Consider the following 15,774-nt stretch of genomic DNA (forward strand, 5'->3'; position numbering starts at 1 on the left):
GTTTTTTATGCAAATCACTGAAAAATTAACTGTCCCAGGTGAACATGCGATATTTTTGCAAGGAGCTGTTGGGAAATTAGAAGCAGTTTTAACTGTCCCAGAGCAAAATAACTCTGTTTTTATCGCTTTTTTGGGACATCCTCATTCACTGCAAGGCGGCACGATGAATAATAAAGTGGTTACCACTTTAGCGCGTGTCTTTAAAGAGTTAGGCATTCCTTCGTTACGCTTTAATTTTCGCGGGGTAGGTCAATCTGACGGTAATTATGATGCAGGTCTTGGTGAGAGTGAGGATATGCTGGTTTTAGTTCGTGAGTGGCAAAAGGAACAGCCGGAAAAGAAACTTATTTTTGCTGGCTTTTCTTTTGGTTCTTACGTGGCTTATCGGGCAGCGTCACAATCGGATGCAAAATTGTTAATTACAGTGGCTCCTGCAATACATCATTATAATTATGGCGAATTTAATCCGGCACCTTATCCCTGGCTTATTGTGCAAGGGGATGAAGATGAGGTAGTTCCTCCCCATTTGGTTTTTGAGTTTGCAGCTCAAGCTCATCCTGAACTCCCGGTGATTCGTTTTGCCAATACGGGCCATTTTTTTCATGGGAAATTAATCGAGCTGAAAGCTAAACTCATAGAGTACATTCATTCTCAGGTTGTTTTATGATGAATTTGATTAGTCAATATGAAGCTGCAATTCATCGTGGTGAAATAGATGATGATCCCTTACAGCGAGAAATATTGGCACAGATGCAATGTGTAGCGGATGAGGTAAAAAAATCGAACTCATCCTGGTTTTATCCCTTCCTTAAAACTAGAATTAAAGGAGTGTATCTTTATGGTCCCGTTGGGGTGGGAAAAACATACTTAATTGATTTATTTTATGATTGCCTTGAAGAGAAAAAGAAAGCACGTTTTCATTTCCATCATTTTATGCAACAAGTTGACTCGCAATTGAGACGAGTGCAAGGACAAAAGAATCCACTTCGCAAAATTGCTAAGGAATTAGCAAAAACAACGCGAGTGCTTTGTTTTGATGAATTTATGGTTCATGACGTTGCGTATGCCATGATTTTAGCGGAGTTATTACAAGCGTTAATTGCTAATGGGGTTATTTTAGTGATTTCTTCGAACATACCTCCGGATGAGTTATATCGCAACGGGGTTCATCGAAAACGATTTTTACCTGCTATTACGGCAATTAAAGAGCATTGCGACGTATTGCATTTAAATGAACAAAGAGATTATCGAGTCGGGCGAGCTCCTTTACTCGATGCTTATTTATTTCCATTGAATGAGCAAACGGCTTTGACTATGGAGAAGCAGTTCACGCTGTTAACAAAAGAATTTCAGGAAAATGGTTTTATTACAATCCAAAATCGTGAAATTCCTTACCTTAAGATTGCGGAGCAGTCAATTTGGTTTTCTTTTGATATCCTGTGTAATTTGCCTCGTAGCCAATTGGACTACTTGGAGCTTGCAGATAAATTCGACACCATTTTTTTAAGTAACATCCCTTCATTAACCGTAAATCATACGTTACAAGCCATTATGTTTATTCACTTTATTGATGTGATGTATGACCGTGGAATTAATATTATTATTTCCGCGGAAGTGGCCGTCGAAGAGCTGTATGTTGAAGGTGAAATGAAAGAAACCTTCAAGCGGACATTAAGCCGTTTGCTGGAAATGCAATCGGTGGATTATTTAGCACGTCATCCCAAAAGAGCACTTAAAGAGTTGATTGCTGGTAATTCTTAATAGGGGGCTTCGGCAGAGGGGGCAAAATTACCGAATTCTGCTGTATTTTGCCAAGGCTATAAGTTGATTCAAAATTGAGTTAATGTATAATTTTTTTCTTAATTGAGAATGATTCTCGATTTCATTTATGCTAAGATTAAAATTATTTCACTATTTTGCTGTTAGGACATGATAAAAATTACAGAATTAGTACCCGGTGATAAAGCACGATTAACCAGTTTTGGTACAACGGAGATGCAATATAGACGTAGACTTTTGTCTTTGGGCGTGACCTGCGGCACGGAGCTTTTAGTGGTCCGAATTGCTCCTTTAGGATGTCCTATCCAAATTGAAGTCAGAGGAACTTCCTTAACTTTGCGTAAGGATGAAGCGAGTCAATTGATTTTGGAGCGTATATGACTCATGTGTTATTAGTAGGTAATCCTAATTGTGGTAAGACCACCTTATTTAACGCATTAACTGGTGACAATCAGCGAATAGGAAATTGGCCTGGTGTCACGGTTGAAAAGAAAACTGGGGAATTCTTCGTAGGCCAACAACGCATTGAAGTAACGGATTTGCCGGGGGTTTACTCTCTAGTGGCGAATGCAGATGGCGTTAGTCAGGATGAACACATCGCTGCCGACTCTGTGGTAACGATGGAGGCAGATTGTATTATCAATGTGATTGATGCCTGTCATTTGGAGCGGCATTTATATCTGACCACTCAAATTTTGGAATTAGGCAAACCCGTACTGCTCGCGCTGAATATGATGGATATTGCTCAGCAACGCGGCATCTCCATAGATATCAATGCCTTGTCTCAACAATTAGGTTGTCCTGTTATCCCCATCCAAGCACATAAAAAGGTTGGGATCTCACAGTTAATGCAGGCCCTAACTCACCTGCCTCAAAAGCATATCCCCTGGATACTGCCTATACCCCAAGCGGTACAACAAACATTAACTACTCTGGAAAACACTTTAGTTCATGAGGGGTATAGCCAATCTCTTGCTTATTATTATGCGCGTAGGCTTGCAGAGGGGGATGAGTTGTTATTAGATAAAAAGCTTACTAAAGATTTGCCCTTACTCAACGAAGCAGAGCCTAGTCTTGATATCTTGTTAGCGGATGCTCGATATCAGAAAATACATGCGATGGTGACCGCTGTACAGAAAAAACGAAGTGATGCCAGTGAGGATTTTACTGCAAAGCTTGATAAGATTATGTTACATCGTTTTTTTGCCCTCCCTATATTTTTTGCCATGATGTATTTGATGTTTTTATTTGCGATTAATGTAGGTGGTGCGTTTCAGGATTTTTTTGATATCAGTACTGATACGATATTTGTTCAAGGTACTGCCTGGTTATTACAGCAGGTCCATGCCCCTAATTGGTTGATTGCTTTATTGGCCAACGGAGTTGGTAAAGGCATTAATACCACCTTAACGTTTATCCCTGTCATTGCGGCGATGTTCTTCTTTTTATCCCTATTAGAGACATCAGGATATATGGCCAGAGCAGCTTTTGTTGTCGATAAAGCAATGCGTATGATGGGTTTACCCGGAAAATCGTTTGTGCCAATGATCGTTGGTTTTGGTTGCAACGTTCCCGCGATTATGGCAGCGCGAACGCTGGATTCAGAACGAGATCGTTTGCTCACCGTGATGATGAGTCCTTTTATGTCATGCAGTGCGCGGTTGGCGATTTATGCAGTATTTGTCGCTGCGTTTTTCCCCTCGGGTGGCCAAAATGTCGTGTTTTCTTTATATCTTGTAGGGATTTTGATGGCGGTATTAACCGGGTTCATCTTGCGTAAATCTACTTTAAAAGGACATGCTTCCCCCTTAATTTTGGAGTTGCCTGCTTATCATAAACCTGCTCTTAAGCGATTATTTAAAGAAACCTTGATGCGATTACGCTTTTTTGTAGTGCGGGCGGGGAAATTAATCGTACCTATTTGTGTTATTTTAGGTGGTTTAAACGCCATTACTTTGGGCGGTGGAATTAATTCCGGCGAAGCCAGTACGCAATCATTGCTTTCTGTAATGGGGCAATGGATGACCCCTCTGTTTGCACCCATGGGAATTCATCAAGACAATTGGCCCGCAACAGTGGGATTGTTAACGGGTATGTTAGCTAAAGAAGTAGTGGTGGGTACGCTCAATTCACTTTATGCCCAGGTAGGTCATGTAGGTGAACTTGCCGCCGCTCATTTTGATTTCTGGGCAGGTATCAAAGCCGCTTTTTGGTCTGTACCGCAGAATTTAGCTCAATTGGGTTCTGCTTTGACAAATCCAATATTGGCTAGTGCAGCAGATAATCCGGTATCTCAGTCCGTATATGGCATTATGGCACAACGTTTTGACGGAAAAATAGGTGCCTATGCTTATCTATTGTTTGTACTTCTTTATATCCCTTGTGTCTCGACCATGGCGGTAATTCGACAAGAAGCAAACAGGAAATATATGTGGATTTCTGTGGTTTGGTCTTTTGTGGTTGCTTATGCTGCCGCAGTTGGGTTTTATCAAGCCGCCAAGTGGATTCAGCGCTCTGAACAAAGTGTTATCGAGATCATCGTGTTCTTATTGGTTCTCATTATTGTTATCGGGTTACGCCAATACGCCAAACGAAATATGCGGAGGAATAATGCTGTTGCAAATACGTGATTACATTAGTCGTCAAGGTGTAGTGAGCACCCAGCAATTGACTCGAGAGTTTCGTTTGGATCTTCAAGCATTACAGCCCATGCTGGATTTATGGATTGGCAAGGGAGTCATACGTAAATGCCAGGAAAAAGCAAATTGCCAAAGCACCTGCTTTAAATGTCATTCTAAGGCGCCAGAATATTATCAATATATTTAGGGTCTGTTTACCATTCGATTCACTTGGCCCCGTCATCCCTCGTTGCACTCGGGATGACGTATCTACTCATGCAGGTTACATTTTTTTACAGGTTTTTTACTTCAGCAGATTTAACTTTCGTGCTCATTCATAAAATTTGGGCTAATATAACCATATAAGCTTGATTTATATGTGGTATGCAAATGGCTGATGAACCAGGTTTCCCTACTACTGATGAAAACCCAGAGTATCTTGAAGATTTGGATAACATTGATAACGAGAACAGTCTTGACTTGCGTAAGCTGCAAATGGAAGAGGATTTAAATGATCCTATAACCTTAGTGGAGCGGGTCTATCAAATCTGGTGGCGTTGGGCTGATTTTGAACTTTATATTGTGTCTCCAACTGTAGAGCTTATTTCTCCTCCTGTACTGATCAAGCCAGAAATAATTGCAGGAACACATGAGTTTGAATTTGTGTATCCTATTCTTGATGCAGGATCAAAATTGTCTACTTCCAAAAGTGAAGAAATGTTTTCCGCTGGAATGTCCATGTATAAGCTCTATATGACTATAGAAAAAATGATCTATATATTGGTTGAGCGTTTAAAAGATGAAGGTATTGATAAAGAAGCAGAAGTGCAAGTTTCTTTTGGCGGACATTTGCTTCCCCAAAGAAAAGCCTTTGAATCAATTATTAATTTACCTTACAACGTGGTAGTAACTAACTTTGATCCAGGTGAATGGGGTGAGCGTTATTTACAAATTGTCAAACAGAATGCAGATAAATACGGATACCCACTTGAGGCTCCACGTGACACCTATAAGCAGTCTAAAACATCTTCGGTACGGCCTAAATAAAAAAAGCCCTCCATTAAAAGGGGGGCTTGCTGTTGGTAATCAAACTAGGAAAATCACAGTTCGACTTTTAGTGAAGGAGCTTCTTCGACTTTACCGCGATGTGCTTTAATGAAATCAACACGACCCATTAATTCTGTATTATCACCTAAAACTTGTTGTAAAGACTGAACAACATCAAGTACAGTTTTGTTTCTTGCATTTTCATCATGTTCTTGAGCTGTTATGCGTTTTACCTGGGTAAGGATATTTTTCACCCCTTTCACTTGCGAATTAAATAAACTGCTTCCTATAAACGAATGATCAACATAATCTTGAAGTATGGCCTGGGTCAGTGCTAAGGGATCTTTTTCCAAATTATTTTGATGGATGAGTTCACAAGCCAGATAATTGGCAATTTCATGATGTCCTGTACTTTTTGCTTCTTTCATTGCTCTTTTAATGTTGCTCGCATTAGGCATATTTTCTTGAGACAAACTACAAAGCTGTTTCACTGCATCATATTGTCCTGCTTTTGCCGCTGAAAAGAGCAGGTTGCCAGCCATTTTCCAATCAGGCTCATGATGATTTAATAGTTTCATAAAAACTGGCCAATCATTGTGATGTGCCGCGACTCTTAATGTAAAACTCATTGCAATCTGAGATGGTTTTTTTACCCGATCGCTTTCAAGATAATCAAAAACTGAATCCCAATCCTCTTTCTTCATTTTTTGCTTGATCAAGTCCGTAAATTCGGTATCGCATAAATTTTGATAATATTTTTCACGCTGCGCCAATGCTTTTTTAACAAGTGTTGCATTAGGTTGCGGTAGCCCTTTGGGTATATTGCATAACAGCGTGATAATTTCCCATTGCTTATGAATTCGCTCACCTGGTTCTGCTTCCTTGGAGGTTGCTGTCTTTAAGGCACTTTCTAATGCCTTATTAATAGTTTCTGGTTGAATTTTCTGAATTTGATTTATATCATTAACAAGAAATTTTACCGTTTTAACAAGACCCTTAGAGACACAATAAGTCAATCGCTCATTTGGATTGTTAGAGATAGCCATAATTGATACCTAATACAATAGATGTATATTAATTATACCAATAAAATAACAAATTGATAAAATTGTAACCTACGAAATATTTTTTATCTTTAATTTTAAGATCTTATCGAGTAAAAAGAGCCTTTAAAGAACCGAGATAATGAACAAATTTATTTGGATTAGAGATAGACAAGCTATATTTTGGTTAGAATCCATATCGACTTAATCTTGCGCGATAACAACAGAGTGCTATACTTCGCATTTGTGCTTTATTTAATTAACTTTTCTAATTAAGGAAGAAACTCACAGTGAACAAAAAAAGACCCGTTAATCTGGATTTGGGTAGTTTAAATTATCCCCCTATGGCGATAGCGTCCATTTTACATAGGATTTCAGGGGTAGTTTTATTTTTACTGTTACCCATAATGCTTTATATTTTTGGCCAATCAATGCAATCTGAAGAATCCTTTACACAAGTAAAGAGTTTATTGTCCCATCCTGCTTATAAAATGATCCTGTGGGCATTTGGTGCAGCAATGATTTATCACGTACTTGCAGGGATTAGACATCTTGTGATGGACATGGGGTTTGGTGAGCATCTTAATGCTGGTCGGCGTTCCGCTGTTTTAGTCATTATTCTTGCCATTATTTTGTCAATTTTTCTAGGAATCTGGATATGGTAAATAATGTCACCAGCTTAACAGGTAATGGGCTAAAGGATTGGTTGATTCAACGAGTCACCGCGGTTTATTTTGCTGTTTATTCTTTCTTTATTATTGGATTTTTGTTATTGCATCCTGAACTAGGTTTTGCACAATGGCATGCTCTTTTTTCGAATACTTTAGTGCGGATCGCGTCACTTATTGCCTTGTTTGCTCTTTCATTGCATGCATGGATAGGTATTTGGACAGTAACTACCGATTATATGAAGTGTACTGCTCTGCGTTTATCAGTACAAATGTTAGTCGTTTTATGGCTCCTGAGTCAATTTACTTGGGGCTTAATGATCCTTTGGGGGCGGTAGCATGGCAATTGCACGTAACACATTTGATGCAGTAATTATTGGCGCAGGCGGAGCTGGAATGCGAGCTGCACTGCAGATGGCAAATTCTGGTTTAAAAGTTGCTCTCTTATCCAAAGTATTTCCAACCCGTTCACATACGGTATCAGCCCAAGGCGGGATTACTTGTGCATTAGGAAATGCTCATGAAGATGATTGGCGTTGGCATATGTACGATACAGTGAAGGGTGCTGATTATATTGGCGACCAGGATTCGATTGAGTACCTCTGTAAAACAGGCCCAGAAGCTGTATATGAACTCGAACATATGGGTTTGCCTTTTTCTCGTATGGATAATGGAAGAATCTATCAACGCCAATTTGGTGGCCAATCAAAAAATTTTGGTGGTGAACAAGCTGCCCGCACTTGTGCTGCAGCAGATAGAACAGGACATGCCTTACTTCATACCCTGTATCAACAAAATTTAAAAGCCAAAACACATGTATTTAGTGAATGGTATGCTCTTGATCTCGTTAAAGATGCTCATGGTCACATATCTGGTGTCACAGCAATGTGTATTGAGACTGGTGAAGTCGTATTTTTCCAATCCCGGGTATGTATTTTAGCAACTGGGGGCGCAGGCCGTATTTATCAATCCACAACCAATGCTTTTATTAATACTGGGGATGGTTTTGGTATGGCCTTAAGAGCAGGCATTCCTTTACAAGATATGGAAATGTGGCAATTTCATCCTACAGGTATTGCTGGCGCTGGTGTTTTAGTGACCGAAGGCTGTCGCGGTGAGGGTGGTTATTTAATTAATAAAGACGGCGAACGTTTTATGGAACGTTATGCTCCTCGGGTTAAGGATCTTGCATCTCGCGATGTCGTTGCCCGTTCTATGGCTCTCGAAATACGTGCAGGTAAAGGTTTTGATCCAAAAGGGGTTGATCACGTTAAATTAAAATTGGATCATCTGGGAGCCGATCTCATTAAGTCACGGTTACCAGGAATTCGTGAATTATCGATGAAATTTGCTGGAGTTGACCCAATCGTTGAGCCGATCCCAGTTGTTCCTACATGCCACTACAGTATGGGCGGAATACCCACGAATATGTATGGTCAAGTCCTTACTAAAACGAATGGAGTGGAGCATGTCGTAGATGGATTATATGCGGTAGGAGAATGTGCTTGTGTTTCTGTTCATGGTGCGAACCGTTTAGGTGGTAATTCGTTACTGGACTTAGTTGTTTTTGGTCGGGCAGCAGGATTGCATGTTGAAGAGTTATGGCTCGCAAATCAATTGCCTGAATTGACTTATATTAGTGACGATGATCTTGCTCCATCGTTACAACGCTATAATCGCTGGAACGATTCAACAGAAGGGGAAAGCCCTGCTGTGATTCATGATGAAATGCAACGTGTAATGCAAGAAGACTTTGGTGTATTCCGCACAGGTGACGTTATGGCCTCTGGCTTAAAACGCTTACAAGCTTTACGTGAGCGATTGGCCCATGCCAAATTAGAAGATAAAAGCAAGGTATTTAATACAGAACGAGTCAGTGCATTAGAGTTGGATAATTTAATGGCAACTGCATACGCAACAGCGCAATCTGCAATTGTTCGTACTGAAAGTCGTGGGGCTCATAGCCGTGAGGATTACCCAAAACGTGATGATGAGAACTGGATTAAACATACGCTCTATTTTGAGGAAGGTGAGAAAATTGATTTTCGTCCAGTTAATGCATCACCTAAGCATGTCGAGCCTTTTGCGCCCAAAGAACGCGTTTACTAAAGAGGATAGATTACATGGCAGATAGTAAAAAATTGACCCTATCAATATATCGCTATAATCCTGAGGTGGATGCTAAGCCTTATATGAAAGATTATGAGTTGGAGATCCCGGTTAAAAGTGATCCTATGTTGCTCACCCTACTTGAGCGTTTAAAAGCAGAGCAGGATCCTTCTCTAACCTACAGACGCTCATGTCGTGAGGGAGTATGCGGTTCAGATGGCATGAATATTAATGGAACAAATGCCTTGGCATGCATTACCCACGTGTCTCAATTGAAAACCGACAAAATTGTTATTCGGCCCTTGCCTGGATTTCCAGTAATCCGTGATTTGGCTGTTGATATGTCTCAGTTTTATCAACAATATGAGCGCATCGAACCCTATTTACAAAATGATGGAGTTGCACCAGCTCAGGAGCGCTTACAATCTCCAGAAGAGCGTGCACAGCTGGATGGCTTATATGAGTGTATTTTATGTGCGTGTTGTACCAGTTCATGTCCTTCATATTGGTGGAATCCAGAAAAATATGTAGGGCCTGCTGGATTATTACAGGCAAGACGATTTTTAGCAGACAGTCGTGATACCGCGACAGCGCATCGTTTGGATAAATTACAAGATCCATTTAGTGTGTTCCGTTGCCGAAGCGTCATGAATTGTACCAGTGTCTGCCCGAAAGGTCTCAATCCCATGAAAGCAATTGCTGAGATTCGCCAGCAAATGCTAACAAAAGAAACCTAACGGTACTTTGTTATTATTGAGGGTACTTGGTAAAAGTCATTAAAAATAGGAACATTTAATTCTCTAAAATGAGAATTATCCTGAAATGATCTCGAAACCAGAATAAGGATGGATCCCCGCTCTTGCGGGGATAGCTGTTTTATCCACGGGGATGAGTGGAATAGCCAATTTAAGTAAGGGCTCAGGTCTCCTATGTTAAGGTGAATTCGAACGGTTGGATTTGAGCGCAGGGTGTGAGAAGATTTTTCTGATCAGTGCAGCATAATTAGTCTGCGCATTGATTAGAAAAACGGTCTTGCACTATGTGCCAAATCCAGTCGTTCCCTGATAGGGGCTGAGTACTTACCAATTTAATGGTGGTAGTGATTAATACCCCTTTGGAGAAAAAGAAAATGAGCGGTTCTGATCTGCAAAAAGAATGGGCTTCCTCCTATTTATCTGGCGGAAGTATGGCATATGTTGATAGCCTATATGAAGATTATCTTGCTGATCCTAGTTCGGTTTCATCCGATTGGCGAGCAGTATTTAGTGCTTTACCCAAGGTTAATGGTGCTGAAAAGGAACGTTCCCACAGAGAGATACGCGATTATTTTTTGCAGAACGCAGATAAAAAAGCAATACCGGTAATCCAATCTTCAGATAGTCAACAATTTCGAATTGCAGATTTAATTAATTCATACCGCGCATTGGGACATCATGCGGCCAAACTTGATCCTCTTGAAATGACCGAGCGTACTCCAGTGCCCGCATTGGAATTAGATTATCACCACTTATCGGATGTCGATCGAAGTCGCAAATTTTTTGCAGGTACTACATTTAATGGCCCAGAAATGACTCTGGATGAAATATACCACGCACTGCGGGAAACATATTGCGGCAGTATTGGTATTGAGTACATGCACATTTCTAATACTGAAGAAATTGAATGGATCCAAGAGCGAATGGAGTCTGTGCGTGGCCGTTTGAAACTAGATGCAACAAAAAAACGACAGATTTTAAAAGACTTAATTGCTGCAGATGGTTTAGAGCGTTATTTAGGTACACGCTATGTGGGACAAAAACGATTCTCTCTTGAAGGGGGCGATTCTTTAATTCCCATGATGAAAGAACTCATTGAGTGCTCTGGAAGGGATAATGTTAAGGAAGTGGTCATCGGTATGGCTCATCGTGGCCGTTTGAATGTCTTGGTCAATGTGTTGGGTAAAGAACCTAACCAGCTTTTTCAAGAATTTGAAGGAAAAATCAAATACGAACGCACTGGTGATGTGAAATATCATTTAGGGTTTTCTTCCGATATAAAAACAGGTTCAGGTTCCGTAGTTCATTTGGCTTTGGCCTTCAATCCGTCGCACTTAGAAATTATTGGCCCCGTAGTGGAAGGGTCAGTACGTTCTCGTTTAGGCCGACGCAATGATTTAGTTAACAAGGAAAAAGTTGTCCCTATTGTTATTCATGGAGATGCTGCATTCGCTGGCCAAGGCGTTGTGATGGAAACGTTTAATTTTTCTCAAGCGCGTGGTTATTGTACTGGGGGTACAGTGCACATCGTGATTAACAACCAAATAGGCTTTACTACCAGCAATCCTTTGGATGCACGTTCTACTTTATATTGTACCGATGTTGCTAAAATGGTACAGGCGCCTGTTATTCACGTGAACGGTGATGATCCGGAAGCAGTTGTATTTGCGACTAAATTAGCGTTTGATTTCAGAATGAAATTTAAACGGGATGTGGTTGTTGATCTGGTTTGTTATCGTCGTCATGGTCATAACGAGGCAGATGAGCCAGCAGTAACTCAACCGTCCATGTATCGAAAAATTAAATCCATGCGTCCATTACGCGAAATTTATGCCGAACAACTCATTCAAGAGGGAATACTTACCAGCAAAGATTCTGAAAAATTAGTCGATGCTTATCGTGATTCCTTGGATCAAGGTAAGGCAGTGGTGGACTTAGTTCATGGGGATTATGAGGGGAAATACGCGGTGGATTGGACCCCTTATATGAATGCAAAATGGACAGATAAAGTAGATACCACCATCTCTAAAGAAAACTTGAATAAATTAGCAAAACAATTAAGTGAACTGCCTGAGGGATTTTCATTACACCCAGTAGTACAGCGCTTGTTAAATGAGCGTGATAAAATGACCGCCGGTGAATTACCGATGAATTGGGGTTATGCTGAAACTATGGCCTATGCCAGCCTAATTCAAGAAGGTTATGGTGTGCGTTTGTCGGGCCAAGACTCTGGAAGAGGAACTTTTGCGCATCGCCATGCGGTATTACATGATGTAGAGACAGGCGAGACGTTTGTGCCTTTAGAGAAAATAACCAATGAACTCAACCGACCTTTTTCTGTAATCGATTCGGTACTCTCAGAGGAAGCAGTGTTAGCTTTTGAATATGGTTTTTCAGCTTCTGCTCCAAATTTCTTAGTGCTTTGGGAAGCTCAATTTGGTGATTTTGCCAACGGTGCACAAGTTGTTATCGATCAATTCATTAGTTCTGGTGAACAAAAATGGGGGCGTTTATGTGGTCTGGTGATGTTATTACCCCATGGATATGAAGGACAAGGTCCTGAGCACTCATCTGCACGCCTGGAGCGCTACATGCAGCTTTGTGCCCAGCATAATATGCAAGTGTGTACGCCAACTACCCCAGCCCAAATTTTCCATTTGTTAAGAAGACAAGTTATTCGTAATTTCCGAAAGCCATTAATTGTAATGACTCCTAAGAGCCTGTTACGTCATAAATTAGCAGTTTCTCCTTTAGAAGACTTATTTAAAGGGAAGTTCCATACAATTATTCCGGAAATTGATGCACTGGATGCAAAAAAAGTGACCAAGGTAGTGCTGTGCTGTGGAAAGGTTTATTATGATTTACTGCAAATGCGCCGTGATAAAGAATTAAATCACGTTGCTATAGTGCGAATCGAACAATTATATCCGTTTCCTAAAAAGGCACTTTCGATTGAGCTCGATAAATATCCTCAGGCCAAGAAAGTGATTTGGTGTCAGGAAGAACCACAAAATCAGGGAGTATGGTTCTCTTCTCAGCATAACATAGTAGATTGTTTGCTTCCTGAACAAACCTTGCACTATGCCGGAAGAGAGTTTGCTGCTGCACCTGCTGTAGGAAGTCCTGCGCTGCATGCACAGCAGCAACAAGCTTTAGTAGAGCAAGCTTTATTGGGCTGAATTTGAGTTATCGTAGTCTGGGATAAAGAGTTCATTTTACCTCAGACTACAGAGTGTTAACGAATTTAATAAAATAAGAAGGTATAACCATGTCTATTGAAGTCAAAGTACCTGTTTTGCCGGAATCAGTTGCTGATGCAACTGTGGCTGCATGGCATAAAAAAGTAGGTGATAAAGTTACCCGTGATGAAAATTTACTGGATCTAGAAACAGATAAAGTTGTATTAGAAGTTCCAGCCCCAGCAGATGGGATACTGGCTGAAATAATGTTTCAAGAAGGAGACACAGTAAATTCTGGTCAATTATTGGCAAAAATAAAAGAAGGTTCTGGCGCTGAAGCTAAAGAAGAAACGAAAACCGAAACTGCGAAGGGACGTGACGAGTCAGATGATAAGGTAAGTGCGAAGGAGGATAAGTCAACCAGTCCTGTAGTACGACGAATGATGGCAGAACATGATCTGCAATCAGGGCAAATCCAAGGTAGTGGCAAAGACGGTCGCATTACCAAAGAAGATGTTCTCGCTTATATCGAATCTACTCGAGAGAAAACATCGAAATCCCCAGAAACTCACAAAGAGCAACAATATAAAGCACCTATGGGTTTACGTGAAGAGCGACGTGTACCCATGACGCGTTTAAGAGCTAAAATTGCTGAGCGTCTATTAGAAGCACAGCATAATGCAGCAATGTTGACAACCTTCAATGAAGTCAATCTAAAAGCTGTGATGGATATGCGCGCTCAGTATAAAGACAGTTTTGAGAAGAAACATGGTGTTAAACTCGGATTTATGTCGTTTTTTACTAAAGCGGTCGTTGAGTCATTAAAACGCTTCCCTGCAGTAAATGCTTCCATTGACGGTCAGGATGTGGTCTATCATGGTTTTTATGATATTGGTATTGCGGTATCAACGGAACGAGGATTAGTCGTCCCAGTAATCCGTGATGCAGATCAAATGAGCATGGCTGAGATTGAATTGGCTATTAATGATGCAGCAACAAAAGCCAGACAAGGCAAATTAGCGATGGAAGACATGCAAGGCGGTACCTTTACCATTACTAATGGTGGGGTATTTGGTTCTTTATTGGCTACTCCAATTATTAATCCACCCCAAACAGGAATTTTGGGAATGCATAAAATCGAAGATAGACCTGTAGTGGAAAAAGGACAAATTGTGATTCGTCCGATGATGTATGTCGCGTTGTCTTATGACCATCGATTGATTGATGGTAAAGATTCAGTACAGTTTTTGGTGAGCGTTAAAGAGTTATTGGAAGATCCTGCTCGTCTTTTACTTAATGTTTAATGAAATGTAACAGCGAAATACGCAATGACACATAAATGTATTCTGGGCGAAGGCTTCAATGGATACTGATGTGTGTTGACGAATTTAGCTTCTTTTAGAAAGGTAATGGCAATGAATTTACATGAATACCAGGCTAAACAATTATTTGCTCAGTACGACCTTCCCGTTCCTAAGGGTGAGGTAGCTTATAGTGTTGAAGACGCAATGCAAGTCGCGTCACAGTTATCTTCTGACCGTTGGGTGGTTAAGGCGCAAGTTCATGCCGGTGGTAGAGGAAAAGCAGGTGGCGTGAAATTAGTCTCGAACAAAGACGAATTAGCTGCAGCGGTGAAAGCATTATTAGGTACTCGATTAGTTACCTATCAAACAGATGCTCATGGTCAACCCGTTAATACTGTACTAATTGAAGAAACGTGTGACATAGGTAGAGAGCTATATCTTGGCGCTGTTGTGGATCGCGCAACTCGTCGTGTGGTGTTCATGGCTTCCACTGAAGGCGGTGTTGAAATAGAAAAGGTGGCAGAAGAGACCCCTGAGAAAATTTTCAAGGTTATTGTAGACCCGTTAGTTGGGGTCATGCCCTTCCAATGTCGTGACGTGGGTTTTAAACTGGGTCTACACGATGAGCAAATAAAACAATTTACTCATTTGATGATGGGCTTGGGTAAAATGTTTGTTGATTGTGACTTGAGCTTATTAGAAATCAATCCTTTAGTTGTAACCAAGCAGGGTCAATTAATTTGTTTGGATGGAAAAATTAATATTGATGGCAATGCATTATATCGTCAACCTAAGTTAAAAAGTATGCGTGACACAACTCAAGAGGATGAACGAGAAAATCGTGCGAGTGACTGGGAATTAAATTATATTCCTTTAGATGGCACTATAGGTTGTATGGTAAATGGTGCGGGTTTGGCTATGGCGACTATGGACGTGATTAAACTTCATGGCGGGGAACCAGCTAACTTCCTAGATGTTGGTGGTGGCGCTACCAAGGAACGAGTCAGTGAAGCATTGAAAATTATTGTCTCAGATGAAAAAGTCAAAGGTATTTTAGTAAATATTTTTGGTGGTATCGTTCGTTGTGACCTCATTGCCGATGGCATTCTTGCTGCAGTGAAAGAAGTCGATGTGAAAATTCCTGTGGTGGTACGTCTTGAAGGTAATAATGCGCAACTTGGTGCTGATATTTTAAATAAAAGTGATTTGAATGTGATTGCTGCAACCAGTTTAACTGATGCTGCGAAGAAGATTGTGGCAGCTGTTGCCTAA

The 15,774-nt window shown here is 40.7% G+C and carries 14 protein-coding genes; 13 read left to right on the forward strand and 1 reads right to left on the reverse strand.

The features are described from left to right. Nucleotides 1-7 precede the first annotated feature (7 nt). The 6 genes from ACF8MK_RS07300 to ACF8MK_RS07325 all read left to right on the forward strand — a co-directional run bounded on the left by ACF8MK_RS07300 (nt 8) and on the right by ACF8MK_RS07325 (nt 5,444). Nucleotides 8-667 carry an alpha/beta hydrolase gene (locus tag ACF8MK_RS07300; protein ID WP_392538758.1) on the forward strand — a complete coding sequence of 220 codons (660 nt, stop codon included), beginning with the start codon at nt 8-10 and terminating at the stop codon, nt 665-667. Beyond that, on the forward strand, nt 667-1,761 hold the full coding sequence (zapE, locus tag ACF8MK_RS07305) for a cell division protein ZapE (protein WP_392538931.1): 1,095 nt from the start codon (nt 667-669) through the stop codon (nt 1,759-1,761). The genes ACF8MK_RS07300 and zapE overlap by 1 nt, the downstream gene beginning before the upstream one ends. A gap of 168 nt (nt 1,762-1,929) precedes the next feature. Next, complete coding sequence (locus tag ACF8MK_RS07310; RefSeq protein WP_322783958.1) at nt 1,930-2,160, forward strand: FeoA family protein; 231 nt, start codon at nt 1,930-1,932, stop codon at nt 2,158-2,160. Continuing rightward, entirely contained in the window at nt 2,157-4,409 is a 2,253-nt protein-coding gene (gene feoB / locus ACF8MK_RS07315; protein ID WP_392538759.1) for a Fe(2+) transporter permease subunit FeoB, read from the forward strand. The genes ACF8MK_RS07310 and feoB overlap by 4 nt, the downstream gene beginning before the upstream one ends. Continuing rightward, a complete protein-coding gene (locus tag ACF8MK_RS07320) occupies nt 4,390-4,605 on the forward strand; it encodes a FeoC-like transcriptional regulator (protein WP_392538760.1) in 216 nt (71 codons plus the stop codon). The genes feoB and ACF8MK_RS07320 overlap by 20 nt, the downstream gene beginning before the upstream one ends. A 182-nt stretch (nt 4,606-4,787) precedes the next feature. Beyond that, nucleotides 4,788-5,444 carry a virulence factor gene (locus ACF8MK_RS07325; RefSeq protein ID WP_392538761.1) on the forward strand — a complete coding sequence of 219 codons (657 nt, stop codon included), beginning with the start codon at nt 4,788-4,790 and terminating at the stop codon, nt 5,442-5,444. 53 nt (nt 5,445-5,497) lie between these two features. Here ACF8MK_RS07325 and ACF8MK_RS07330 read toward each other — a convergent pair whose 3' ends face one another. Continuing rightward, the gene (locus ACF8MK_RS07330) at nt 5,498-6,490 is read right to left on the reverse strand and encodes a hypothetical protein (RefSeq protein ID WP_392538762.1); all 993 of its coding nucleotides are present in this window, start codon (nt 6,488-6,490) and stop codon (nt 5,498-5,500) included. 287 nt (nt 6,491-6,777) lie between these two features. On the opposite strand from ACF8MK_RS07330, the gene sdhC reads away from it, so the two are divergent. The 7 genes from sdhC (at nt 6,778) to sucC (ending at nt 15,774) form a co-directional block, all read left to right on the forward strand. Then, nucleotides 6,778-7,152, forward strand: coding sequence for a succinate dehydrogenase, cytochrome b556 subunit (gene sdhC / locus ACF8MK_RS07335; RefSeq protein ID WP_265703132.1), 375 nt, complete (start codon nt 6,778-6,780; stop codon nt 7,150-7,152). After that, a complete protein-coding gene (gene sdhD, locus ACF8MK_RS07340; protein ID WP_028380758.1) occupies nt 7,146-7,493 on the forward strand; it encodes a succinate dehydrogenase, hydrophobic membrane anchor protein in 348 nt (115 codons plus the stop codon). Before sdhC ends, sdhD begins: the two co-directional genes overlap by 7 nt. 1 nt (nt 7,494) lies before the next feature. Next, nucleotides 7,495-9,264 (forward strand): succinate dehydrogenase flavoprotein subunit, encoded by a 1,770-nt coding sequence (gene sdhA, locus ACF8MK_RS07345; protein ID WP_392538763.1) that lies wholly within the window; start codon nt 7,495-7,497, stop codon nt 9,262-9,264. Nucleotides 9,265-9,278: 14 nt separating this feature from the next. After that, nucleotides 9,279-10,001: a succinate dehydrogenase iron-sulfur subunit gene (locus ACF8MK_RS07350; protein ID WP_392538764.1), complete on the forward strand. Its 723-nt coding sequence runs from the start codon at nt 9,279-9,281 to the stop codon at nt 9,999-10,001. Between the two features lie 392 nt (nt 10,002-10,393). Next, complete coding sequence (locus ACF8MK_RS07355; protein ID WP_392538765.1) at nt 10,394-13,198, forward strand: 2-oxoglutarate dehydrogenase E1 component; 2,805 nt, start codon at nt 10,394-10,396, stop codon at nt 13,196-13,198. A gap of 89 nt (nt 13,199-13,287) precedes the next feature. Next, nucleotides 13,288-14,502, forward strand: a complete 1,215-nt coding sequence (odhB, locus tag ACF8MK_RS07360; protein WP_392538766.1) for a 2-oxoglutarate dehydrogenase complex dihydrolipoyllysine-residue succinyltransferase — start codon at nt 13,288-13,290, stop codon at nt 14,500-14,502. Nucleotides 14,503-14,613: 111 nt separating this feature from the next. Then, a complete protein-coding gene (gene sucC, locus ACF8MK_RS07365) occupies nt 14,614-15,774 on the forward strand; it encodes an ADP-forming succinate--CoA ligase subunit beta (RefSeq protein WP_392538767.1) in 1,161 nt (386 codons plus the stop codon).

The organism is Legionella sp. 227 (assembly GCF_043161935.1).
GTDB lineage: Bacteria > Pseudomonadota > Gammaproteobacteria > Legionellales > Legionellaceae > Legionella > Legionella sheltonii.